The following is a 24704-nucleotide window of genomic DNA, read 5'->3' on the forward strand; positions in this document are numbered from 1 at the left end:
AATAGCGCAGGTAGATTTTTAAGCGATACGATGGATTTGACCGCTGCATTAGATGTAGTATGGAATGTCATCGTGCATTAAGATGATGCTTTCCATCAAAGCCCGGAAAACAAACCATCGACCCTTATAACTCCACATTGCCATACCCCGAATGGTATATGGCGGGTTTGTCCCAAAAACAACTGTACAAAAACTAATAAATTGAAAAAGGCCGCCTCAAAATTACTTTTGAGACAGCCTCTTTAAATAGTTATCTCCTATAAACGAAATAATAAAAACTGAATTAAAAATAAACTTAACTTTTTAAAGAAAAATTTAAATACAAAACAATAATAACTAAAACGAAAGCAGAAGATAACTACTTGTACTGTAATTTAGCTTTAATTTTTCAAACTGCAAGATTTATTTTTATTTTTTTTGTGTCTAAATCACTTCAGGCTTCCTGTTGATACGGAAGCCTGAGCTCCACCCGCACCCCTGCCCCAGCCCCTGTTGCTTTTTTATCAATGATCTTCAATTGGGCAGGCGTTCTGGTTTGCCGGCCTAAGATCTCCAAACGTTCCTGGTTAATGATGGTAGATAAGGGGCGCTTTTGATCTTGATCTTCCATACCCTGGAAACCGCGGCCATTATCTTCTATAACGCAATACAGCGCTTTATGATCCATTTGGATACGGATGGTAATTTGCCCTTTTTCTTTTTGACCGGCAAACCCGTGCAAAATGGCGTTTTCGGCAAATGGCTGCAATAGCATGGGTGGTATCAATACTGCTTCCTGATCCGATACACCTTCCACCCTGATCTCGTAATCAAACTGATCTTCGTATAACGATTGCTGCAGCGTTAAATAACTGGCCAGGGCATCGAGTTCATTTTTAAGCGGCACAAAAGCTTGCCGGGCGTTTTCCAGGCTGAGCCGGAAGAGCCGGGCCAATCGCCGCACAAATTCAGTGGCGTCCTCCGTATTTCCCTTTTTGATCAATTGCTGAAGCCCGCTCACGGAACTGTATAAAAAATGAGAGTCGATCTGTCCTCTGAGTAATTGCTGCCGAAGGCTTTCTTCCCTGATATTCCTTTTGAATTGCTTCCGTCTCCACATCCATACGATCAACAAACCAAGGATGGCTGTACCGCAGATGATACGAACGATGGTTCTTCGTTGCCCTTCCCGGGTCCTTTCGCTCAGCTGGTTGCTTAAGGCCAGCGACTTGATCTGATTGTCTTTTTCCAGCAGGCTGTATTTTGCTTCCAGGTCCCTGGCCTGCCCGATCATTGAGGAATCGACCTCTTTTTGATAATATACAAAAGCGGAATCTAGGGCAGCATAGGCCTTCCCGGGTTGTTGCTGAAGCATTAGATTCTCCGCTTTGGCCTTCCAGATCTTTTTTTCGAGCGCCCAGTTTTTTTCATGGCTAACCAGGCGCAATGCCGTGTCCAGCAAATGTTCATCCACTTTGTATTGGCCCAGTTTGCGGTAGGTGGCAGCTACATTTAAATACGATTGGGCATTCAGTTCATCCAGCGCACGGCTGATCTGCATGCCTTTCAACTGATAGCGAAGGCCCTCTTCTAAAAAACCTTTTTTGGAAAGAAGCGTTCCCAGGCTTTCATACCTCACAGCGTCATAATAGGGATTACTGAAACTGCTATCCCTCATCAAAGCCTGAAAGAAGATCAGCGCAGAATCTACCTGGTTCACCCGCTCATAATATGCTGAAATATTCGTGGCAAACACTGTTTTATACTTTGGACTGGTACTTAGGTTGAATCCCTCGAACAGGTATTTTTTTTGCATCGGCAGATCACCGATCTTTTCATAAATATCATAAAGCTTCATGCAAATGAAAGGCAGCCCCGGGGTATCGATCCTTTTAGCTAAAGAATAAGCTTCCCGGGCATAACGCAGGGCGCTGTCGAGTGATCTGCATTCACTGAGCACAGCAGCCGTTTGAATGTTACCAGCCAGGATCTGCCTTTCGGTGGTATCTTTCTCAATGGCCAGTGCTAAGGCCTGATCCACATAGAGCCGGGCGCTATCGAGCTTTTTTTCGAGTTCGTATACTACGGCCATACAGCGAAGCCAGGAACACATTTCTACATAGTCGTCCCTTTTTTTGATAACGGGCAGAATGCTGTCTAATTTTCTTCTGGCGGCCTGAATTTCCCGGTTTTGAAATAAGGGATTGACCTCTTCTTTTAAATAAGACAAAACATAACCGGAGGCAGCTTGCTGCTTCCGCTTAACACCGGAATTACAAGCCATACAGATGATGATGGTTAAGGCGAAGATCCTGTACATAGCGCTTACAGCCATTTAAAATACTTATCAACCATCTCTTTTTTCCGGAGCGACACGGGGATCTGTGTTCCATCCTTTAAATAAAGTATACCTTCTTTCGGATGGTAACGACGGATATACAATTCATTGATCAGGTAAGACTGGTGGGTACGCAGGAAGGAAGTGCCGGATAAGAGTTCCTCGTAATCTTTCAGGTTCCTGGTGGTGACCACCTTCATGCCGCCGTTTAAGAAAACAGTCGTATAACCATTATCGCCCTGGAGGTAGCAGATCTCCTTTACGGCAACGATCTCTACGAATTGCTGGCTCCGCAATGCGATGTGATCCTGCAGCTTGTTTTTCTTGAAAGTATGCAGGGTGATGGCAATTTGCTCCTGTAACAGCGGTTGCGCGCTGATGACCCTTTGTAACGCCTCTTTTAGTTCTTCCTCGCTTAGCGGCTTTAGTAAGTAATCAATGGCGCCGTAACGGATCGCCCGGATAGCATACTCATGGTGGGCCGTCAGGAATATGACCTTCATCTGAGCAGGGATCTGTTCGAGGATATCGAAACCGGTTCCATCGGGAAGACCGATATCGAGTAACAGCAGGTCTGGTTTCGTGCTATGGATCAGTACAATGGCGTCATGAACGGTTGCGCAGGAGCCTATCACGATAAAGCCAGCTTGCTGGGCGAGAAAGTTCTCTATGTCTAACCGCAGCGCGGTTTGATCTTCAACAATAACAATTCTTAAAGGAGGGCCAGGGTTCATGGTCAGGATAGTTAAGCAATCGATATTAAATGTAATATTAATTAAGCGTACTCTTCGGCGTGAGCAGTAAGGGCTATTACTTATTGATTTTAGTCAATTCACTCTTGAAACGAAGCGGCCTCTCCCCCATTATTTATTGGCGGATTTTTACCGCTACCATGCGAATATGGGAAGAGTAGCAGCGAATCTGAAACAAGGCGGATCGGTTGTTTTATCGTCACGTAGTTTTGCGTTGACAATAACCCTGAACTGCTAACACTAAACAATATACCATGCTTTCTTTTCAATCGACATTCGAAGACCTGACCCGTTCATGGCAGCTGCGTTTACAGGAAGCAGAAGCCGCAGAATCCGATCTGCCCGCAAGAGTAGAAACCTGTATCCGGATCTGCGAGGAAAGCCTTTCGCAGCTCAGGCAATGGGTCATGGAACGTTCCTTTCCCGATAAGGATTGCGAGATCTATTTTTTCAAGCAGGTAAAACCGGTGATCATGGCCCGGTATATTTATTATCAAAAAATTTATCGGCTGCACATTGGATATTTTAATGGCAGCGGACTATTGGAAAAAGAGCGGTTGGAACAGGAACTAAAGGATATTGCGCGATACTTTGCCGATAACAAGGATTTTTATACATACTACCGTATGGGTTACAACCATCATGATGAATTGTTTTTTGTGCGGGGAGTGTATGATTGGAAAATTTGTCCGGAAGTGAATCAATTTGACGGCATTTTCACTACCAGTGGCGATGGAAAGCTGGCGGAGTTGATGGCCTATGAGTTGTTGCTGAAATACATTGATGATAGATTGAACCCTGGGTGTAAACTGATCGAACCGGCTCCTGGTTCTGCTGTACAAAGAGCCCATCAAACACCGCTTAATTGCACGGCTTCCAGGACGGATGTCGTTGAATTAGGTTATGCGTTGTACGCCGCCGGTTTCTTTAACTATGGAAACGCTTCTATCAAGGATATAATGGCCTTTCTGTCGAAGGTGTTACAGATCGACCTGGAACATCACCAACGTATATATTATCAGATCCGGGAACGAAAACGCAACCTCACTAAATATTTGGATGAATTGAAGAATGGTTTTGTGAGGTATGTGGATCGGGGGGATTAGGGGAATAACTGCGGTTGGCGCCTCAGCTTCCGTTTTAAGTATAGCTCTTTGACCTGATTAACTTTTGTATCAAATAGCGAGTAAAAAAGATCTTTTTTCAATCTCATCTTTTATATTGGAAACACTTTGTTCGATTGATTGATTTGTTGTATCAATAATATTAGATTCATAGCGCCCCAGATTATTAAATTGCACCCACATTTTTTCTACCAACTCAATATTGGCCTTTTCGTCCAATTTAGAGCGAGTGATTGCGCGTTTCATGGTTTCTTCCTTAGTCGCCCTTAAGATTATGTAATGTACTTCATAATTATCTGCTACCGCTTCTAACCATGGCTCTAAGAACCAGGGACCAATAATTCCATCGACAATCACATCGAACCCACCACGTGTAAATCGTTTTGCAGCTTCCAAAAAGGCTTCGATAACAATTAAGTTTTGCTCCTGTGACTCCGGTAAGAACGGAGGTATTCCCCCTTTTTGAATATAGTGATAGAAATCATCAGTGTGCATATGTACGGACTTTGATAAATTAGACTCTTTAGCAACTATTGATGCCGTTGTACTTTTGCCAGTCGCTGGTGAACCCGTAATTATAATAATTCTTCCTTGTTTCATAATATAATTCTTAATTTAAATGTAGGCGTAAACAGCATCCCTCAACTTACCAGCCGTTAACATGATTAAGTAGAAAGTAGAGATTTGGCGTTTGTGTCGCTCACAATAATCAAATATCGGCAACAAAAATTAACGTAACCAAAAAACAGTCAAAAAGAGGAGGTTATTAATAGTAGTGCTGAGATTATTTAAATATATATGAATGAATACACATGGTGTGCTGGCTGAAAATTTCTTTCATCAATTGTGCGATTAAAACCTGGCCCTGGATATTGATCAACTGTATCCAAGCGTTATTTCAATTCCTCAATGGTCCATTTTGACGCAATTAGCGCTTATACCCTATGCCTGCCCATTCCGTTTCATCGTCCGGTGACGGTTCTAACAACCAAATACATCGCCGCGGATAAAGCCCGTCGCTTATGGCGAGCGATCAGCCTATCGAATAACCTGTATTGTCGGTTCCACATTATAGAACTTCTTGATCAAAGTCAATCGATATTGATCAGACCTTCTTTAAAAATGATCGTATATCCACGGTAGTTACTGCGGCCACAAAATCTATCAGTTGATAAATCATCTCCCAAAAATTTTGTATAGGCATGTATCGCTGTAGTTAACTACTTCAATTTTGCTTTTTTTATGGCAATTTCTACCCAGTTGTTGCAAAAATAAATTTCTATCAGTTGATAATACCAGGATAAATCAGGTCATACAAACGCCCCAGCTTTGTGATCATAAAATTGATCACCATGACAAACCCATTCAATATAGCCGGCGCAGATGGTAACCTGATGGTACCTGTATTGTCTGAAACTGGTAACCTGATGGCCTACCTACTGTACCCGGACCCTACAGGTGTTCTCAAGGAACTCTACTGCAGCATGACAACTCCCAGACAACTCCTAGACAACTCCCAGACAACTCTTAGGCAACTCAACACCAACTCCCGTAGCACTCCGTACGGGACACAGTACTATAAAATGGCTTTGGGCTGTACCGGTCAGCCAAATATTCAATCATTTAAAACAAAAACAATGGCAAAAACAGCATCAACCAGCGGCGTATCAGGCGACAGAATCAAAAATGATTCAGCTTTTGAACGTACCCGGGAGAATATGGCGGAGTTTTCGCGTGCCGGTAAAGCAGCTAAACTCCTGCGCTCCATCTTCCGGGATGTAACCATCAATGCGAAGGACAAGATCACGCAGGCGCGCCTGTTGAAAGTGACGTCCCGCATATTAATTGCCGACCCTGTAAATGAAAGGGGCGCCCGTACGGTCAACAACGGCGATCTGCAGCAATTGCACAACTTCAATTTCAACGTACGGGCAGGCATTTCAGATGTCTTGTTTGTACGCTGCCCGGTGAGTTTCAATCGTACGACGGGCGAGGTACTGTTAAACATTCCCTCCTTTGTACCTCGTAACAGTGTACAACAGGCAAGGGGAGTCACCCATTTCAGGCTTGTGGCAGCAGCAGCCGCCATCAATTTCGACAGCGAGCAGTACGTGTATGCCATGCAGGCAACGCCTGAATTGCCTTATAACAGCGATCCCACCCAGGCAACTACCCTTACCCTGGCATTACCAGCCAACAGCACTGATACCATTGTAGCGGTGCTGGGCATCGAGTATTACCAAAAGGTGAACTCCCGCAGCTATGCGTTGAAAACAGGTGAGCACAATGCTACCAGCATCATCCTGGTAGATAAAGCCTCCTAAAAGCGAGTGGCCTTCTACAGCAACCATGAACGGCTTACTTCCCTAAAGGGAACGGCTGCCTGTTCTTACAGCAGCCACCAGCTGAAGCCTGTATTCATCTGTTGCTTCTCCTTCTTACCCCATGCGCTTGTTTGCCTCAACGCAGGTATGCATATATGAAGCGCTTCCATACCTGCCGGAAGGCAAACTTTACCAGCCGAAGGCCCTGTGCGCAGGGGCCGCGCGGCCGGTAAGTTGCGCAAACGGTTACACAAAATGGCTAGTAGCAAGTGTTGTTTAATTGTTAACCAGTTAATTTTTCATCATGAGCAATATCATCAACCGGATGCAGGATACCACCCCGAAGTTTTTTAAAATACTTCGCAACATAGGCGTGGCCCTCGCCGCAGTCAGCGCTGCCCTGTTAGCATCCCCTGTGGCACTGCCAACGATCGTCACCGATATAGCCAGTTACCTGGCGGTGGCCGGCAGCGTAATGGGCGCCGTAAGCCAATCGGCAGTACTCAACGAAGAGGAGTAGTCATCCCGGTATTTTTTACAAAAAAGGTCCCGCCCCGGCGGGGCTTTTTTATGGCTTGCCTGCCCTATTTCTTTTCGCCAGCTCTGATAAAACGCTTACTCAATTCATCATACACTTTCAACAACTCATTGGCTTTTCCCTGCCTGTCGAAGACAGCTTCCCAGGTGTTCAATGGCTCCCAGATGGCTGAGCCTTTGCCATGGCCATTGTACACATCGAAGGCCCGCTCATTCACCTCCTTTTTCAGATGAGAATATTCCACGACAATTACGTCTTTATCGTAACGCCGCGCCAGATCATTTACATTGTAATGCAGGTCTTCCAGGGTACAATGCCATTTGGGATAATAAGAAAGACCGATCACATCAAAGGGCACCTGCCGTTGTATCATGTTGTCATAAAAGAGCAGGCATTCGTCGTTTTGTCCGCCCAGGGCCACGTGCAGCATAATGCTGGTCGCCGGCGCTACGGCTTTTACGCCATTGATACCGGCATAGATCAATTGGGCCAGACTGTCGAGATTGCCAATGCTGCCTTCGGGCCAGATCATACCATGATTGATCTCGTTGCCTACCTGCACCATATCGGGCAGGGTGCCCTGGTGTTTCAGCGCCTGCATCACTTCTTTTGTGTAATCGTAAACGGCCTGCTTCAGTTCCGGAAACGATTTGCCGCGCCAGGCGGCCGGTTTGTATTGCTTACCGGGATCGGCCCAGGTATCGCTGTAATGAAAATCGAGCAATAATTTCAGTCCCGCCGCTTTTACTCTTTTGGCCATTGCCATCGTGTGTTGGAGATCACAAAAACCTCGGCCGGGCGAATAAGCGCTGTCCCTGGCCGGATCGTTGAAGATGCGCAGGCGGATATAATTAAAGCCATGGTCTTTCAGGATCTGGATCGCATCTTTTTCCCTGCCATCATCCGAGAACTTGATGCCCCGTGCTTCCAGTTGCGGCAGAAATGAAATATCGGCGCCCATCATTTTATCTACCGGGCGACTGATACCTTTCGAAGCAGGAAAAGGCTGCTGCACACTATGCACCGGTCTTGGTGTGCCCGGGTGAATGGTGATGATATCAACGCTGCCTTTTTGCAGGCCTTCGGCCCGGGCTTCAAAATGGAAACTGCCGGCAGTTTTACCCGCCTGGATGATCACTTGTGCTTTACCGTTGAACAGGCTGCGTTGCCAGCCACTATCTGATAAATATTTATCCGGTTCATGACTGCTGGGGTCGCCATTGCCTACTCCAATGATCTTTGCATCGCCTTTCAGGGAAAACCTAAGCAGGTGCGCCGCATCGGGCACTTCCCTGCCCTGGCGATCTGCTACTGAGATATTGATCACCGCAACATCCTTTCCATCGCCCAGCATCGTGGTCTTGTAAGGCGACAGCACGATCTCATAGGGTTCGCCGGTAGTTTCTACTTTATGGCTAAGCCTCCGTCCCTTTTTATAAGCCACTGCTTCCAGGGTGCCGGGTTCGTAGTTCACCGTCCAGGTAAGATGAGAATGGCGCGGCATGTCTTTTTTCCCCAGCGATCGTCCGTTCAGGAAAAGTTCCACATTATCGGCATTGGTATTCACCCATACCTCGATGGGTTGTCCTTCCTTTCCTTTCCAGTTCCAGTGCGGTGAAATATGCAACACATCTTTATCGGTCCACCAGCTTTGGTAGTAATAATAAATGTTCTTGGGAAAACCACAGGCATCCATGATGCCGAAATGCGAGGAGATATTTGGCCACTTATACGGCGTGGGTTCTCCGCGATAGTCGAAGCCGGTCCAGATAAAGCCGCCCAGCCAGAAATCATTTTCCGCGGCCAGCTTCCACCAGGTCTCTGCCGTACTGGCCCACCAGGGAGCGGTGATGTCCTGGTCGGGCACATACGCTCTTATCGTATCCTTTTCATATATACCTCTTGTGGTAACGGTACTGCCCATCTCGGTGCCGATGATGGGCTGCACGGGGTGGTCCTTATGGTAATCGGCTACGCCGAACTGGCGGTAATTAAAACCGCGCACCGGGATCACTTCGTTCACTCCTTTGTATATGTTCGCCAGATCAGCTGCATAGGTGCTTATGCGGGTGGGATCGAGTTCCCGCTGTTTGGCGAGTAAGGTCTGTGCAATATGCCGCCCGGTTTCATTGGCCTGGATCCAGCCTTCTTCATTACCGATAGACCACATGAATACACAGGTTCGGCTGCGGTCTCTTTTCAGCAATCGTTCAAACTGGTTAAGGTATTCGGGCGAGCTGTTCAGCAGGCGCTGTTCATCCATCACGAGCATACCCAGGCTATCGCATGCATCCAGCAGTTCGGGTGTGGGTGCATTATGGCTGGTACGATACGCGTTGCTGCCCCATTGTTTCAGCAGGCGAATACGATAGTATTGCAGGTAATCGGGCAGGGCAGCTCCCACCCCAGCATGGTCCTGGTGATTATTGGTGCCTTTGATCTTCACATGCTGCCCATTCAAAAAAACACCGTTTGCTTTTACCTGAATGGTACGGATGCCAAAGCGCTGAGACACGCTGTCTACCACTTTGCCTGCCTGCTTCACTACTGATACTACCCGGTATAAATAGGGATTATCGGGCGACCAAAGCGTTGGGTCGCTCAACTTTAATGTATGCCTGGCCGTTATCTTACCATTGATACCTGTATGCACTTGTTGTTCTGGAGCGCTTACCAGCTTTCGGCCGTTCCTGTCTGCCAGAAACGACACCACCGTCATATTCGCTGGCGCAAAGGACTCGTTCTGCACTTCGGTTTCTACCGTCACCGTCGCTTCCCTGCCTTTAACATCGGCATAAGCAAATATGCCGTCATGGGCGATATGCACAGGATGGTATTGGTTCAGCCATACATGGCGGTAAATGCCGGCGCCTTCATAAAACCAGCCTTCATACTGGGTGGCATCTACTCTTACGACCAGTGTATTGGGTTTGCCGTAGCGCATGTAATCGGTAACATCATAGGCTGCGCCTATATAACCGCTTTTATTGTTGCCGAGATAAAAACCGTTCAGCCAGAAACTGGCATCGCGGAACACCCCGTCGAACTGCAGTTGGAAGCGCTGACCGGAATCTGCTTTAACAACGGTAAACTGCTTGCGGTACCAGCCAATGCTGGTTTCGGGGAATAGTCCGCCGACCGGTTTATACCCGTGCGCCATTACATCGAGGTTTGGTGAGTTCACAAACGGAAGCTCTACCGCCCAATCATGCGGCAGGTTCAGCTTTCGCCATGTTGAATCGGGAAAACGCGGGTCAATGGCTGTTCCGGCGGCGCCACCGCTTTTTGAAAATATGGTGGCAATGCCGTAATTGAAATCTTTGCCGGGATCGCCTGCATGCCCGAAGTGAAAACGCCAGTCTTCATCGAGGCTGATATGCCGGCGGCCTTTACTATGTTGCGCTGCTGCCGGTATTGAAAATATAAAGAGAATGCAAAAAACAGTGATTGATAAATGGATTCGGGTACACATGCCAGACTTATTTTTTTAACCAGATGGACTCAATGTCCATCGAATACGATTTCAATAATTCAGAAGAAGCATAAAGAACTACCTGCAATTGTTCTACATCTGCCAATGACAACGAATGCCGGCCTGCGGGTGAAAACCAAAGCGGCATAAAACCGGGATAGGGCCTTGGCAGCAGGAGCATGGAGTCCTGTTGAAAACCATTCAAAGGGATCTCCAGATCCTGGAGGGCTGCAGGCAGGGAAATGGTCGCTGAAAACGGGATCGCATCTTTGGTGATGAGGATCAGCCTGGCCGTCAGCGCCTCTGTATGGTTGCTGCGGCCACGAATAACAATGGAATGCATAGCACCCATGTTCAGCCGGTTACTGTCCAGCTTCTTACCTAAATAAGTCTGAAAGCCCAGGACCTGCCTGCCGCTTAATTCACCAGCCATACGAAATACAAAACTGCCGGGCCGTTCAGCAGGAAGCAACCGGCTCTCATAACCCTTGCGGGAAGCGGTATAGGTCAACACCTGTTTATCCGTTGCTGCATTAAAGAGCGACACCGGATCGTCCGCCGGATGTACCCTTAGTTCATAGGTATCACTATTGTAATAATCCCAGGCAAAAGGATCCCCTTTTACAGGGCCGGGATACACATAATGGTCATTGCCTTTCTGCAGTACAATGCGGTAGTTGATGACACCAGCCGTTAATGACCCCGCTGGTAATACTGCTGTATAAATATTTGGCGCCGTTGGTAAAAACGGGAGGGGCCTGGCCCCAAAGCGGCCACCACCAGTTAACAGCAGAGAGATCTGGTCGGCGCTGTCTACCCCCACCGCCTGCAGCCGCAGTTCTAAGGGCCTGCCCGCTACGGCATCCTTCACTGGTTCATACCGGATCAACGGCCTTGTTTCTTTCCCTGCCGGCGCCGCAAATTCTTTCAGGAAAATAGTGCCCAAACGGGCAGTAGCATTCCATTTACCAGCGCCTTTTCCTTTCCGCATCAGCAGGTAAGTACCTGGTTCAATAAAAAAACGATTCCCGGTGACGCTAGGCGTAAAATGGTTCCCTTCGTTCAGTGCCTCCAATGTAAAGTTGTCACCCAGATCCGGCAGAAAAAGCTGCATGGCATGCTGTTTCCATTCAATACGGGTGACCTCTTTTTTAGGCGAAGCCCTTTCAAAGGGATCCCGTATTTGTATGGCATCGGGCATCACCTCCAGCCGCCATGCACCGTCTTCGAGTTTATCGAGAAAATAAGCGCCACTGCCGCCATATTGTACTACCGGCGAACTGCCCACGCCGGCAAGGTGCTGTAAAGCGGCCAGCGACCGGGGTCTGGTTGAAGTGTTGTTACTATAATAAAATTCAGCTTCGCTGTTCATTTCACTCAGATCGTTCCTGTAGCTTACGCGAAAAACGTCGAAGCTGCTGTCGGCCGGGTAGCTGCCAAAACTTTTGCCGCGCGGAATGCGATGAAAGACTCTCGAGGCAATCAGCAAACTCAGCGCTTTTGCCGGTGTATACGCCAGGTTCAGATAATGGGTCTGGTATTCCGTATTCCCATAGGCAGTGGCCATTGGATCATAGGCAAACTGGGTAGCCCATTGAAAACCGGCCGTTTTAAAACTGCGGGCCATGGCCGGTAGGAGGTTCGACTGTAATATGTCGGCGGGATCAAATTCATAGACGATGCGCGCCTTGTTACGGTAAGCCGGAATGGTATCAAAGGGAATAGCATATACATCTACGTTTGGCAGAATATTACCTTTCACTTCGTGGTTGGCAACCAGGTTGCTCGGATACCATTGCATGCTGAAGCCATGTACATTGGCTGCAGCAACGGCATCGGCATAAGAAGGGTTCTGGCTGATATTGTAAAACAGCGGTTTCGTCCAGCCTGTGCTTTTGATGGCCGCCACCATCCGGTTGATATAACTGGTAACACCAGCCTTTGGTCCGCTATGGCTGGGCTCGTTATTGATCTCCACCGCAATCACATCCGGATCGTTCTGGCAGCTGGTTTTGGTGTACGGGTTTATATGCCTGAAAAATTGCTGCAGATAATTTTCCTGCGCTCGAATAGCGCTGTCATTTATATTGGCCCTGCCCTTTCCCCATTTGGCTGAAAAACCCGGTGTGGGCTCATCGCGTTCAGGATAACCATTACCCCAATACGCGATTGGGGTAATGATGGTTTTGATGCCCCGTTTTTTCAAAACGGCCAGGAGATAATCAAACAGTTCCAGGTGTTCGTTCCCGAGCAAATTGCCTGCAGAATCGGAGATCTCCGTGTCCCATACATGTAACCGGAAGGCGTCAATACCCAGCCGGGCAAAATGATACACGTCTTTCTCAATTTCCTGCTTCAGGTCAAGGTTCAACGCTTTAATAGAACGGTAGCCATACGCAAAAGGAACTGTATAATTTACACCAAAAAAAGCCGCTTCCGCCCCACCCTTCGTATACCGTATCACCCCTTTTTTGTCTACATAAACAAGATTGTTCTTATCACTTTGCGCATGGGCGGATATATAACTTGTAATCACCAGCATGTACCCGGCCACTATATGTGTCAGTTTCATCTTTTGGTTTTCATCTAAAAATATGATAGCTCATGCTATTACGCCAGCTGCCCTAATATCCGTCGTTCTGCTGAATTTTTCCGTTCCCGGCACTTAAAACATATTGCGGGATGGGGAAATAACCATTTGCCCCTGCGGGGTTGGGTGTTTTACCGGCCGCCTGTAGATATTCGTTCCATTTGCCGAAACGCATGAGATCGATGCGGCGGAATCCCTCAAAGTAAAGCTCCCAGGCCCTTTCCTGCAAAATGGCCGCAGCAAATGCTTCTTTAGACGCCGTGCTGGCAGCCGGAAGATTGCCAAGGCCGGCCCGGGCTCTTACCGTATTCATAAAACCAATGGCTTCGCTGTTTGGTCCGGCATGTCCGTTGATGGCCTCTGCCATCATTAACAATACATCTGCATAACGCAGAACGGGAATATCGTTGCCCTGGAAAGCAGTCGCATCATCATCCGGGTATTTGGCAATGACCGGTCCACGCAGATTGGCCCTTGTTTTTACCACCCCGGTTGGATTGCCCGCGCTGTTAACTGCATTGTAGGTAGTGATCAGCAATGCGCGTCGTTTATCCAGCGGATCGAAAGAATCGTAAAAAGCCCAGGTAGCAGTGAATGATGACGGATTGGAATAACCGCCTTTTCTTGCCCCGCTTGATAACATACCCGGATAATCAGAAGGATAAGTATAAAAACCCCAGGCATTGAAATTTCCTTTTGCGCCCGTACCATCTCCTGCCGGATCAACGGAAACCGCCCAAATAGTCTCATCATTTTTTTCGGTGGCCACTCTGAACAGGTCCTGGTAATTGTTTATGAGGTTATACCCCATCGCGATGATCTCCCGGCCTACCGCTTCCGCCTGTTGATAATTTTTGTCAAAGAGGTACAAGCGCATCAGCACGCCTAGCGCAATGCCTTTGTTGAAGCGCCCATATTCCGCCGGTGTTTTTACCAGGTTATCCGCTGCATACCGCAGGTCTTCCGCTGCAGCCGCCACGAAACTGGCTTTGTCGGGCCGCGTAAGATCCGCTTCTGCTTCCGTCCCTATCTTTGAGGCATCCAGGATCACCGGCACCGTTCCATACAGCGTGTACAAATAATACATGAGCCAGCCTCTTGCCATCCGCGCCTCGGTCACTAATTGTTTCTTTTTGGCGTCGGAAATCGAGGCCGCTTCAATGTCAGCGATGATCTTGGTGATCCGGGTAATGAACCTTGTTTTTTGAAAATGACCATCGGCGCCATGGTTAATACGGGGTAGAAAATTGGCCGCGCTCATTTCTGTCCAATAGCCGCCCCATTCGGGAAAAGAGGCAATTAGATCAGAAGGAAGGTCATTGAGGAATGTGTTGCTCCACTCCATGCCGTGCCAGAGAAATTGGTTCGTACCGCCATCACTATAAGACCATTTAGATCCAAAGGGTTTATACACTTCGAGTGCATAGGTCTCAAATTCTGCTTCTGTTTTCGGAAAATTAACGGGCGAAAGCACGCCAAAGGAAGTGCGGTCGAGCCCTTTTTTACAACCGGCGCCGATGGCAACAGCAGCCAGTGTGAGAAGCACTAATAGTTTGTTCATGTATAAATAAGTTTAAGCGTTCGTTATTATCAACCGTGCCACGGTTTGGAACCGTGACCGGGTTCTTTTGTTAGAAGTTAGCTCTTACCCCCAGGGAATAAGTTCTGGCCATGGGATAAGGCGCCGGGCCGCCCTTTACACTGGCGACGGTAATTTCCGGGTCGACATACTTGAAATTCGTGATGATAAAAGCATTTTGTACGTCTACATACAGACGCAGACTGGAAACATATCTGGTTAGTTGACCCGAACTGAAGGTATAGCCCAGGGTAATATTGCGGCAGCGGACAAAATCAGTGCTTTGCAAACCGATATCGGTCCCTACCGGCAATCCCAATGCGCTTTCATTATATGCCACCCCCGGGCGGCTGCCGGCAGGATTGGAGGTGGACCATACTTCATTTAATTCGCGAACGCCGTTTTGACTGCCTACCACAAAATCCACGGCATTGCTCCAGGCAGCAGCCGGGGTCGTTGCTTTTCCACCGATCTGCCCATAGAACATCAGGCCCAGGTCGAATCCCTTATACCGGAATGTATTGCCAAAACCCAGCGCGAACTTGGGATCGGGATCTATACGGTGTACATCATTTGTATCTATTTTCTTATCGTTATTGCGGTCAACAAAAATGGGCATCCCGGGCTGGCGGGCGCTGGCCGGTTGCGATTCAGGGATCGCTTTCACGCCGTCGAGAATTCCATCGGTTTTATACACGTAATAGGAATTAACAAGGTTCCGTTCGCCTTCCCAGCCACGCAGGAAGGTGTTCAGATAACGTTCTTCCCAACGCAGGCGGTTGCGCGAAATATTGATCAGGCTGGTCCACTCAAAGCCGGCTTTCCGCATATTGACTGTATTAATACCTAATTCCCATCCCGTACGTACCTGGTGGCCGCTGTTTACCGGAGCGGTAGCAATTTGCGACAACATCGGCGTGTTCACATTCGTGATCAGGCGCGTGAGATCATCCCGGAAAATATCGAAGGACCCGGAGATGCGTTCGCCCAGGAAGCTGAAGTCGAGCCCAAGGTTCTTGTTCACCGTCCGGGGCCATTGCAGATCCGGGTTATCCAGTTGCGTTAAATAATAAGGCACATAAGCCACTGCCCCATTGTTGAAGGTGACCACATATCCGTCGGGGCTGTAAGTGGCATAGGCCTGGGAGCCTGCGCTGCCCGTAACACCAATGCTCGCCCGCAGTTTCAGCAGGTTGATGAATTTCATGTTCTGCAGGAATGATTCGTTTGAGATCTTCCACCCCAAGGAAGCGCTGGGAAAAGCCGCGTATTTGTTCTGCGGGAAGAACTGGCTGTACCCATCATAGCGAAAAGAAAGCGATAGTATATAACGATCCAGGATATCGAAAGAACTGCGTGCAAAATAAGAGCGCAGTTTGGTTTCATTGCGGCTCGAAGAAACGGTTTGTGAGCTAAGCGAAGCAGTACCCAATGCATCGGTGCCGATGGCATCCATCATATCGGCGCCGGTAGCCGTAAAACCAAAACTGGTAGTGGGGTATTGTCCAACACCTGCCATGGCATCTACATGCACGACATTCAGCAGGCGTTGTTTATAGGAAATGGTCGCCTCCAGGGTCTGGTTCTGCCGTTTTGAGGTAGACAGGGAGCCGCGCGACCGGTTTAACTGATCGAAATAGGTAGTGGAAGGAATAAAGAAGTTGCGCTCGGCATTTTCGGTATTGTTGCCATAGAGCAAACGCGCTGTCAATACCTTTGGAATTAATTTGATGTCGGCCGAAAAGCTGGCAAACAGGCTGGTATTATTCGTTTCATCACGAATATTCATGAGCGAAAGCGGGTTGCCGATAATACGGAACTGGGTGTATTTACCGCTGCCTGGTTCATAAACGGGCAAATAAGCCGGGTAAGCCAATGCCGCCTGTAGGGCGCCAAAACCTTCGGGGCCAACGCTCGCCGTTTGTGCGCCTGCCTGTGAATTGAGGTACTCGTTGCGGCCATAATTCACATTGGTGGTGAGCGACAAAAACGAAGTCAGGTTAAAGCTAAGGTTCATCCGGCCCGTGTAGCGCTTCATGCCCGAGTTATGTACCGTGCCTTTTTGATTAAAAAACCCGCCTGAAAAATAGTAACTCACTTTCTCGCTGGCGCCGCTGATGCTGATATTATGATTGTCGATACTGCCGTCGCGCAACACATAGCTGAGCCAGTCGGTGCCTGCTCCGGCATTATTGATCTGGTCTTCGGTGAAAGGTTTTATTGTTGGACTATTATAATAATTGGTGAGGTTGACCGGTGTTGTTCCAAAAGGCGCCATTTTATTATCAAACAGGTACTTGTCGAGCGTCAGCTGATTATAATAGGTCATGTATTCTGTGGCGTTCAGCGGCTGGAAATAATCCATATTCTTTACCAGCGAACGGCTGCCGTCATAACTCACATTGGTCTTCCGGCCACGCCCCTTTTTGGTGGTAACGATCATTACCCCGTTCTCTGCATTTACACCGTAAATGGAAGCACTGGCATCTTTCAGGAATTCGATGGATTCAATGTCATTGGGATTGATGCCGGCAAATCCACCACGGTTAACATTGCCATTCATGGTGCGGTTCCCGCTGCCGGGTTCCAGCCCCGAAAAAGGCAGCAGCACGCCATCTACTACGACCAGGGGATTGCCCCGGCCGCGGATCGATACATTGATATTTCCGCCGGGTTCAGCGCTGTTTTGCACGGCCACCGTACCAGGCGCCCGGCCAAAGATGAGTTGGGTCACCGAGTTATTCGCAGCCTGCGGTACCCCTTTCGGGTCGATCTTGGAAACGGCGGTGGTGAGGTTGCGGCGGGAAGTATTGCCATACCCTATCACTACCACTTCGTCCATACTGGCGGGATTGCTGTTCATGGCAATTTTCAGCGCCCCTTCATCGCCGAGTTTCATTTCCCTGGGCAGGAAGCCAACAGAGCTGAAGACCAGGGTTTCACCGGGGGCGGCGTTTACGGTAAAATCACCATTCTCATTGGTTTTGGTAGTTTCTGCAGGCCTGCCTTTCACGGTTACGGTAACCCCGGCCAGCGGCTGATTGCCTGCATCGGTCACTTTCCCGGTAATGGCCTTTTGTGCATAGGTGTTCATGCCGGCCATTAAAAGCATAGAAAGAAGCAGAAAGCGAAGCAGTCGTTTGTTGTTTTCCATTTTGGCAGTTTTATTTAATGAGAGCGCCTCGATCCGTTTACGCGCGGGCGAACGACCTGCCGAAGGCAGCAGGCACTCGCGGATCAGGCAGGTCTAAACTACACTGGAAGGCAGCCAAAGGCTTGTCGCCCTGTTCATTCTTTTGGTTCTGGTGTTCAAATTCGGGGATGATTGAAGCAATGCTGCCTCATTTCCGCTATTTTAGTAGTGTTCAATTCCTGCTACAATAAACCTGGTATATATTTAATGCGGTGTAATTTCCTTTTCGGGATGCTTGCTTTGCTGCTCATTTGCCCGGCGCTGGGTTTTGCGCAAGCGGCTACCCTTCGCTTCAATCACATTTCGGGCGAACAGGGCCTTTCGAACAGCACCATCGAGTGCATTTTCCAGGATGATCGTGGATTTATTTGGTTTGGAACCCGGGATGGTTTAAACCGGTTCGACGGCAACCATATGGTTGTTTACCGGTATAATGCGGCAGACAGTAACAGTATCAGTGACAATTATATTCGTTGTATCAGCCAGGACAGGTCGGGTGTTATCTGGGTGGGCACCAGCAACGGCCTTAACCGCTTCGATCCAAAAACCGGGCGTTTCACCCGTTTTAAGTGCAGCCCGCACAACTTGTCAAGCATCAGCCATAACCTGGTCACCAGTATCTGTGAAAGCAAAACCGGTGAATTATGGATCGGGACCTGGAGTGGATTGAATCTTTATCTGCCGCAGAAGAATGTTTTTTTACGGGTGTATGCCAGGGAGATCCTTACGGCCCCGGAAAACCAGCTGCACTGCGTATACCAGGATCCCGCAGGCCGCTTATGGGTGGGTTCGGAAAAAGGACTTTTTTATCTTGATAACAAAACAAGGCGCCTTGTTTTGCAGAACAGGTTTGAGCCAGGAAGATCACCGGCCGCGATCAGGATCATCCATGCCGGCGATAGCGGCAGACTCTGGATTGGCACCGGGGCCGATGGCCTCTATGCTTTCCATCCCGAAAAAAACCTTTGGAAACACTATTACCACATTGATAAAGATCCGTCGAGTTTAGGCAGCAACCTGGTAAGAAGTATTGAAGTGGATAAACAGGGCCAGCTTTGGGTGGGCACGGTGAACGGTGGGTTGAACCTGCTTTTAAAAGATGGTATCTTTCAGCATTTTCAGAACGAGCCGGCCAACCCGGCCAGCCTTTCGCAGCGTACGGTTTCTGCGCTTTTGGCTGACCGCCAGGGAAACCTCTGGATCGGTACCCATCGCGGCGGCGTTAACCTCTATGTTCCCAAACAGCAAAACTTCGGTTTGTTTCAGAAAGAACCGGATCCCAACAGCCTCAGCTATAATGATGTCAAATGTTTTTTTGAAGACCGGGCCGGAAAGATCTGGATCGGCACAGACGGTGGCGGGCTGAATGTATTTGACCCCGATACCAAACAGTTTCACCATTACCGCTATAACCCTTACCATGCGAAAAGCCTCGGCTCTGATGCAGTACTGCATGTTTTGGAGGATTCTTATGGCAATTTATGGGTAAGCACCTGGGGGGGCGGACTGAATCTGGTCGACCGGAAAACCGGCAGTTTTACACGCTTTCTGCATAACCCGGCAGCACCAGGCTCCATTAGTTCCAATTTTGTACAGCAGGTCTTTGAAGATGATCAGCGGAGGCTTTGGGTAGCCACCTATTATGGCGGCCTCAACCTATTTGACCGGAACACCAACACCTTCAGACGGGTGGAAAGCGATGAACAGCACCTCACCCACCTGATGGGCAATAATTTTATTTCGATTTGCCAGGACAAAAAAGGGAATCTCTGGTTTGGCACCGATGACGGCGGACTGAACTGCCTGGAGCGGCAAACCCAAAAATTCATCAACTATTTTGTGAATGAAGAGAAAATGCCCGACCTGCGGGTACTGTTCGTAGATAGCAAAGGCCGTTTATGGGCCGGCCAGGCGGGATTATACCTGTTTAATGAAGAAAAAAGGTCATTTGCACTCTATACCAGTGAAGGCGGATTGTCGAATGAATTCATCAAAGGGATCTGTGAAGACCAGGAAGGCTATTTCTGGATCGCTACCTCGAATGGCTTAACCCGCTTTCACCCTGAAAGAAAGTCGATCAAAAAGTTCAATACGGCCGATGGCTTACAGGGACTTGAGTTTGAGGCCAACGCTTATTTGAGATCAAGGAGTGGCCAGTTGTTCTTTGGCGGGGTAAACGGGTTCAATATGTTTCATCCTAAAGACATTCAGCCCGACCCCTTTGTACCCCCAGTATATGTCACCGGTTTTCAGGTATCCAATGAAAAGATAACGCCGGCCAATGATCCGGCAATACTGGCAAACGACATCAGCTATACGAAAAAGATCAAACTTTCTTATAAACAATCTACCTTCTCATTTGAATTTGCTGCCCTGAATTTCAGCGTGCCCGAAAACAATCAATACGCTTACCGCCTGCGCGGTTTAAATGATGAATGGAATTATGCCGGTAATGAACAGAAAGCGACTTATACCAATTTGCCGCCGGGCACTTATACCTTTGAAGTAAAAGCGTCGAACAACGATGGTGTATGGAACGAAGCGCCTACGGCTATCACGGTCATCATCACGCCGCCTTTCTGGAACACCTGGTGGTTTAAGATACTGGTTGCGGCAGTATTGCTTGCAGCCGCAAGCGCTTTTTTGATCCTAAAACGAAGACTGGAACTCCAGAAGCTCGAGGAGTCGAAACGCGTGGAAATGCACCGGATGCAATTGCAGTTCTTCACCAATATTTCACATGAATTCAGAACCCCTTTATCCCTGATCCTGGGACCGCTGGAAATACTTCAGAAAGAAGAAGCGGCAAGCCGGTTCCAGCATCACTATCAAACCATACACCGGAACGCAAGCCGTTTATTGGGACTGGTGAATGAACTGATGGATTTTCGCAAGGCGGAAGCCGGTGTGCTTAAACTAAAGGTAATGCCCGGGAACCTGAAACTGTTTCTGGCCGAAATAGCCGATGAATTTACCGGTTTGGCAGAAGCGAAGAACATCGACTTCTCCGTTCAGGTAACTGATAAACTGCCCTCATTATGGTTCGACCGGCAGGTGTTGGAAAAAATTCTCATGAACCTGATCAGTAATGCTTTTAAGTACACGGCCAACGGCGGAAAAATAACCGTGAAGGCAACGAAAACGCTGGATACCCTGCCACCTTCCTTTCAAAACGAACTTATTCTGAAAAACAGCTACCAGGGAAAAGAATATATCTTTATTCAGGTAAGCGACAACGGTATAGGCATATCAAAAGATTCCATCAAACACCTGTTTGAACGTTTTTATAAGATCACCGATTCGCATCTGGGCTCAGGTATAGGGCTGGCCTTTGTCAAAAGCCTCACTTTCCTGCACAAAGGATCGATCAGTGTATATAGCGAACGATTGAAGGGAACCGAATTCATTGTTGCCCTGCCGGTAAGCGAAGACGACTACACCAACAATGAGAAATGGATGCAAAATAAAAAAGAGCCGGTCACTCATATTGAAAGCCTGGATTATAAATATGAAGGCCCTTTACTAACGCCACAGGAAGAAAGAAAAAAAGAAAAAGGCACGGAACCGGCAAAACACCTGCTCATTGTAGATGACAACGAAGAATTGCGGCAATTCCTCAGGGAAACGCTCTCGGCCGACTTCCATGTATGGGAAGCGGAAGATGGGCAAAGGGGATTATTGATGGCAAAGGAAAAATCGCCTGACCTGATCATTAGCGACGTCATGATGCCGGTAATGGATGGAACGGAATTTTGTAAGAAAGTAAAAGAAGATGCGCAGACCAAACATATCCCATTTATCATGCTAACGGCAAAAGCAGCTTTAAGATCGAAGATCGAGGGCGTTGGATCCGGCGCTGACCTTTACTTTTCAAAGCCGCTGAATACCGACCTGATGCTGCTGACCATCCGGAACATTTTCCAGCACCAGGAAAGTATTAAGGAACATTGTTCAAAAGACCTGCATCATGAAACAAAAGCCCTTGTACATGCTGCCAGGGAAAAAGATTTTATAGAGCAATTGCTGGCGGTGGTGGAAGAACAGTTGAGCAATCCGGAATTAGACGTTGAATATATCTGCCGCCAGATGGGCATGAGTCGCACGAAACTTCACCAGATGATCAAAAATATAACCGGCCAATCGATCAGCGATTTTGTACGAACAGTGCGCCTGCGCAAAGCGGTTCAGATCATGACGGAAGAAGACGTGCTCATCACAGAAGTGATGTACCGGGTAGGTATGCAAACCCAGTCTTATTTTACAAAAGCATTCAAGAAAGAATATGGCAAAACGCCTTCTCAGTATTTGCAGGAGTTGAAAAAGTAGAGGGGTTACGAAGACAAGCCTTTTAGGAGAATTTCTTAATAAATAAAAATAAAAACCAATTCCACCGGTCACTTTTTATTTATTCTCATGTACAATCCCGCTTCGCCTATGAACACGGCATCGTCGTAGCGGATATTCAAATAATCGCGGCCAACATAAGCGTGCAGTAAAAAGCCCACTTCATTGGTAATGGAGGGCATATAGGTTAAATAGGTATGTGCGCCCAACCGGTACTTATTTTCAAGGGTAAAGTTTGACAAATTCCCCAGAATATATTCCAGATCTGTGCGTATGGAGAACTGCCGCTTCTTCGCTACTTTTTTAACCTTTGAACTTAATGCATTATTGATGGTCACTAAACGCGAAGCTTTCAACCACTGAAAACTGAACAACAGCCTTTGTTTTCCATAGCTGTTATCCAGTTCAGGATTCATTCCCAACGGGCCTTTGAAATCTATTTCTTTTTGCCAGCCCACAGCGGTGGAGATAACATGATTTCGCGCCGAAACATTGGCTATATTAAACAGAACGCGCAATGAATTTGTACTGAAATCGCCGGAACGGTAATTATGCCGCTGATTGCCTTCCTCGTCCCTGATAAAAAAAGAATCCGCCTGGCCGTTTGAATAATGTAACATTTGAATGGTTATCCAGGCTGGTGTAGTGCGTTCTTTGATAAGACCACCGACAGAAGACACAAGGAGGTCAAGACCTAAGCCGAATTTGTTATTAGATGGCAGCAGCGGGCTCGATTCGTCGCGCGTCAGGCGCGGTGTAAGTCCTACGTCGAAGGTAAAACGAAGCCTTTGCAACCATTTAGGATTATAGTATTTTCCCCTGTGAATGACAAAGCGGTTTGAAAAATTCCCTTCCAGCCAATAGCCGTCTTTTCCTTCACCATCGCGCAGCGGTATCGTTCTTGTGCGCAGCGGATTGATAATGGGAAAGGCCAGGTACATCAACTGATCGTGGTATCCCAGCAATTGATGGTACCGGTTCATGGCAAAATTGGGAGAAGAAGCTGATAATGAATCGGGTGACCATAAACTTTCCTGGGCCTGGGTGAAGAGGACGCCCAGAAGTGCAACTACTGTGAGTAACCGTTTCATTACCATGCTTTTTAGAAGTACTATAAAAAGCATGCCCGGCTCTTCCGGGCAGGAAGGGTTTATGGAATTGATTCGCTTTTGAGCGCCTGTAAAACATGCAACTGTAAAGACGATCACTTATAACGCTCATAAAAAGATCTTTCCAGACTTTCCTGGTGATCGGGATGGGCAATACTGATCAGCGCCTTTCCTCTTTGCTTAAGGTTTTTTCCAAATAAATTTATGGTATTTAACCATTTTCTGATTTTTTTACAAAATTCAGGAATCTGCTTTACAAACCGGCTGACAGCAATTAGTCTGAAAAACTAAGTATTGATAAAGATCATTCCGGAGAATAGCGGAGCCTGATCTTCAATTTTCTGGCTAAATTTAGAACGCAATGATCTGATCAACTCATAATTAACTTTAATATTATATAATGACAGGCATTGAAGTAGTCAAACTGTCTTTTGATTCAAACGGATCGAACTGTTCAGGCAGGCTGTATTTACCAGTGAACAAAACTGACAAGCTCGCCTGCGTCGTATTCGCTAATGGCTTTTCAGGAACCATGGACTGGATCCTGCCCAATTTTGCGAAACGTTTTGCAGACGCCGGATTTGCCGCATTAATCTTCGATTACCGGCATCTTGGTGAAAGCGAAGGAAAGCCAAGGCAGATCATCGATATAGAAAAGCAAAGAACCGATCTGAAAAACGCACTGCAATGGGTGCGCCATCATGCAAGAATTGATAAAAGAAAAATTGCTTTATGGGGTACGTCCATGGGGGCAAGTCATATTGTGGAAGTAGCTTCCACAGACAATGAGATAGCCGCTTTGATCTGTAACGCGCCTGCCCTCGATGCACGCAAAGGATCAAACGTACAGGCCAAAGCGAAAGCAGCAAATGCCTCTAAAGCAACTATCATAATTTCAACATTACGACTGGTGGGAGCAGCTGTTCTCGATGTCGTAAGAAGTTTGATTGGCGCAAGTCCTTATTACATCAAGGTCTATGGAAAGGCAGGTGAAGCTATCTTTACGGATCCTTCCCTGGCGCATCGTTTTAAGGTGTTGGCCGAAGGGAGCCCTGGCTGGCATAATTCGGTGGCAGCACGGGTACTGTTTAAACTTCCAAGTTATAAAGATGGAACGATAGAACGGATCAAAGCACCCATATTGGTATCACTGGCAGCGAAAGACGTAGAAGTGGACAACAGCTTTGTAAAAAAAATCTTCTCAGCATGCCCAAACGCCGATATCAGGGAATACCCTTACGATCACTTTTCCATGTATCACGAAGAAGGTTTTGAAACAGTAGTAAGAGACCAGCTTGATTTTTTGAAACAGCAGCTGGCTCCACATTAAATACGCATTAATTTCTTGCCCCGGGCTGGTTT

14 protein-coding genes are annotated in these 24704 nt (G+C 47.6%); 5 read left to right on the forward strand and 9 right to left on the reverse strand.

Annotated features, from left to right (window positions below; genetic code table 11):
- Nucleotides 1-433 precede the first annotated feature (433 nt).
- Entirely contained in the window at nt 434-2314 is a 1881-nt protein-coding gene (locus JT717_RS16135) for a sensor histidine kinase (protein WP_240348146.1), read from the reverse strand.
- Nucleotides 2305-3051 (reverse strand): LytR/AlgR family response regulator transcription factor, encoded by a 747-nt coding sequence (locus tag JT717_RS16140; RefSeq protein WP_205511526.1) that lies wholly within the window; start codon nt 3049-3051, stop codon nt 2305-2307. The genes JT717_RS16135 and JT717_RS16140 overlap by 10 nt, the downstream gene beginning before the upstream one ends.
- Nucleotides 3052-3323: 272 nt before the next feature.
- Between JT717_RS16140 and JT717_RS16145 the strand changes: the two genes are divergently transcribed.
- The gene (locus JT717_RS16145; RefSeq protein ID WP_205511527.1) at nt 3324-4175 is read left to right on the forward strand and encodes an RteC domain-containing protein; all 852 of its coding nucleotides are present in this window, start codon (nt 3324-3326) and stop codon (nt 4173-4175) included.
- Between the two features lie 69 nt (nt 4176-4244).
- Here the strand turns inward: JT717_RS16145 and JT717_RS16150 are convergent, their stop codons facing one another.
- On the reverse strand, nt 4245-4793 hold the full coding sequence (locus JT717_RS16150) for a P-loop nucleotide/nucleoside kinase family protein (RefSeq protein ID WP_205511528.1): 549 nt from the start codon (nt 4791-4793) through the stop codon (nt 4245-4247).
- A 1037-nt stretch (nt 4794-5830) separates the two neighbouring features.
- Here JT717_RS16150 and JT717_RS16155 point away from each other — a divergent pair.
- Both JT717_RS16155 and JT717_RS16160 read left to right on the forward strand, forming a co-directional pair.
- Nucleotides 5831-6517 carry a hypothetical protein gene (locus JT717_RS16155; protein WP_205511529.1) on the forward strand — a complete coding sequence of 229 codons (687 nt, stop codon included), beginning with the start codon at nt 5831-5833 and terminating at the stop codon, nt 6515-6517.
- 304 nt (nt 6518-6821) lie between these two features.
- A complete protein-coding gene (locus JT717_RS16160) occupies nt 6822-7037 on the forward strand; it encodes a hypothetical protein (protein WP_205511530.1) in 216 nt (71 codons plus the stop codon).
- 64 nt (nt 7038-7101) lie between these two features.
- Here the strand turns inward: JT717_RS16160 and galA are convergent, their stop codons facing one another.
- The 4 genes from galA to JT717_RS16180 form a co-directional block, all read right to left on the reverse strand.
- A complete protein-coding gene (gene galA, locus JT717_RS16165; RefSeq protein ID WP_205511531.1) occupies nt 7102-10527 on the reverse strand; it encodes a beta-galactosidase GalA in 3426 nt (1141 codons plus the stop codon).
- A gap of 7 nt (nt 10528-10534) precedes the next feature.
- Entirely contained in the window at nt 10535-13099 is a 2565-nt protein-coding gene (locus JT717_RS16170; RefSeq protein WP_240348148.1) for a cellulase family glycosylhydrolase, read from the reverse strand.
- A gap of 52 nt (nt 13100-13151) precedes the next feature.
- Entirely contained in the window at nt 13152-14678 is a 1527-nt protein-coding gene (locus JT717_RS16175; RefSeq protein ID WP_205511532.1) for a RagB/SusD family nutrient uptake outer membrane protein, read from the reverse strand.
- A 70-nt stretch (nt 14679-14748) separates the two neighbouring features.
- On the reverse strand, nt 14749-17850 hold the full coding sequence (locus JT717_RS16180) for a SusC/RagA family TonB-linked outer membrane protein (RefSeq protein ID WP_205511533.1): 3102 nt from the start codon (nt 17848-17850) through the stop codon (nt 14749-14751).
- 246 nt (nt 17851-18096) lie between these two features.
- On the opposite strand from JT717_RS16180, the gene JT717_RS16185 reads away from it, so the two are divergent.
- Complete coding sequence (locus tag JT717_RS16185) at nt 18097-22215, forward strand: hybrid sensor histidine kinase/response regulator transcription factor (RefSeq protein WP_205511534.1); 4119 nt, start codon at nt 18097-18099, stop codon at nt 22213-22215.
- Between the two features lie 68 nt (nt 22216-22283).
- Here the strand turns inward: JT717_RS16185 and JT717_RS16190 are convergent, their stop codons facing one another.
- Both JT717_RS16190 and JT717_RS28820 read right to left on the reverse strand, forming a co-directional pair.
- Nucleotides 22284-23324, reverse strand: coding sequence for a hypothetical protein (locus JT717_RS16190; RefSeq protein ID WP_205511535.1), 1041 nt, complete (start codon nt 23322-23324; stop codon nt 22284-22286).
- Nucleotides 23325-23437: 113 nt separating this feature from the next.
- Nucleotides 23438-23617, reverse strand: coding sequence for an acetyl-CoA hydrolase/transferase C-terminal domain-containing protein (locus tag JT717_RS28820; protein ID WP_369411707.1), 180 nt, complete (start codon nt 23615-23617; stop codon nt 23438-23440).
- Nucleotides 23618-23742: 125 nt separating this feature from the next.
- Between JT717_RS28820 and JT717_RS16200 the strand changes: the two genes are divergently transcribed.
- A complete protein-coding gene (locus JT717_RS16200) occupies nt 23743-24672 on the forward strand; it encodes an alpha/beta fold hydrolase (protein ID WP_205511536.1) in 930 nt (309 codons plus the stop codon).
- Nucleotides 24673-24704: the final 32 nt, after the last annotated feature.

It is taken from the genome of Longitalea arenae (genome assembly GCF_016924755.1).
GTDB classification, from domain to species: domain Bacteria; phylum Bacteroidota; class Bacteroidia; order Chitinophagales; family Chitinophagaceae; genus Niastella; species Niastella arenae.

Coding starts and splice junctions, on each gene's coding strand:
- JT717_RS16190 (WP_205511535.1), bottom strand. CDS start 23,324: ATGAAACGGTTACTCACAGTAGTTGCACTTCTGGGCGTCCTCTTCACC.
- JT717_RS16170 (WP_240348148.1), bottom strand. CDS start 13,099: ATGAAACTGACACATATAGTGGCCGGGTACATGCTGGTGATTACAAGT.
- JT717_RS16200 (WP_205511536.1), top strand. CDS start 23,743: ATGACAGGCATTGAAGTAGTCAAACTGTCTTTTGATTCAAACGGATCG.
- JT717_RS16145 (WP_205511527.1), top strand. CDS start 3,324: ATGCTTTCTTTTCAATCGACATTCGAAGACCTGACCCGTTCATGGCAG.
- JT717_RS16160 (WP_205511530.1), top strand. CDS start 6,822: ATGAGCAATATCATCAACCGGATGCAGGATACCACCCCGAAGTTTTTT.
- JT717_RS16185 (WP_205511534.1), top strand. CDS start 18,097: ATGCGGTGTAATTTCCTTTTCGGGATGCTTGCTTTGCTGCTCATTTGC.
- JT717_RS16175 (WP_205511532.1), bottom strand. CDS start 14,678: ATGAACAAACTATTAGTGCTTCTCACACTGGCTGCTGTTGCCATCGGC.
- JT717_RS16155 (WP_205511529.1), top strand. CDS start 5,831: ATGGCAAAAACAGCATCAACCAGCGGCGTATCAGGCGACAGAATCAAA.
- JT717_RS16150 (WP_205511528.1), bottom strand. CDS start 4,793: ATGAAACAAGGAAGAATTATTATAATTACGGGTTCACCAGCGACTGGC.
- JT717_RS16140 (WP_205511526.1), bottom strand. CDS start 3,051: ATGAACCCTGGCCCTCCTTTAAGAATTGTTATTGTTGAAGATCAAACC.
- galA (WP_205511531.1), bottom strand. CDS start 10,527: ATGTGTACCCGAATCCATTTATCAATCACTGTTTTTTGCATTCTCTTT.
- JT717_RS16135 (WP_240348146.1), bottom strand. CDS start 2,314: ATGGCTGTAAGCGCTATGTACAGGATCTTCGCCTTAACCATCATCATC.
- JT717_RS16180 (WP_205511533.1), bottom strand. CDS start 17,850: ATGGAAAACAACAAACGACTGCTTCGCTTTCTGCTTCTTTCTATGCTT.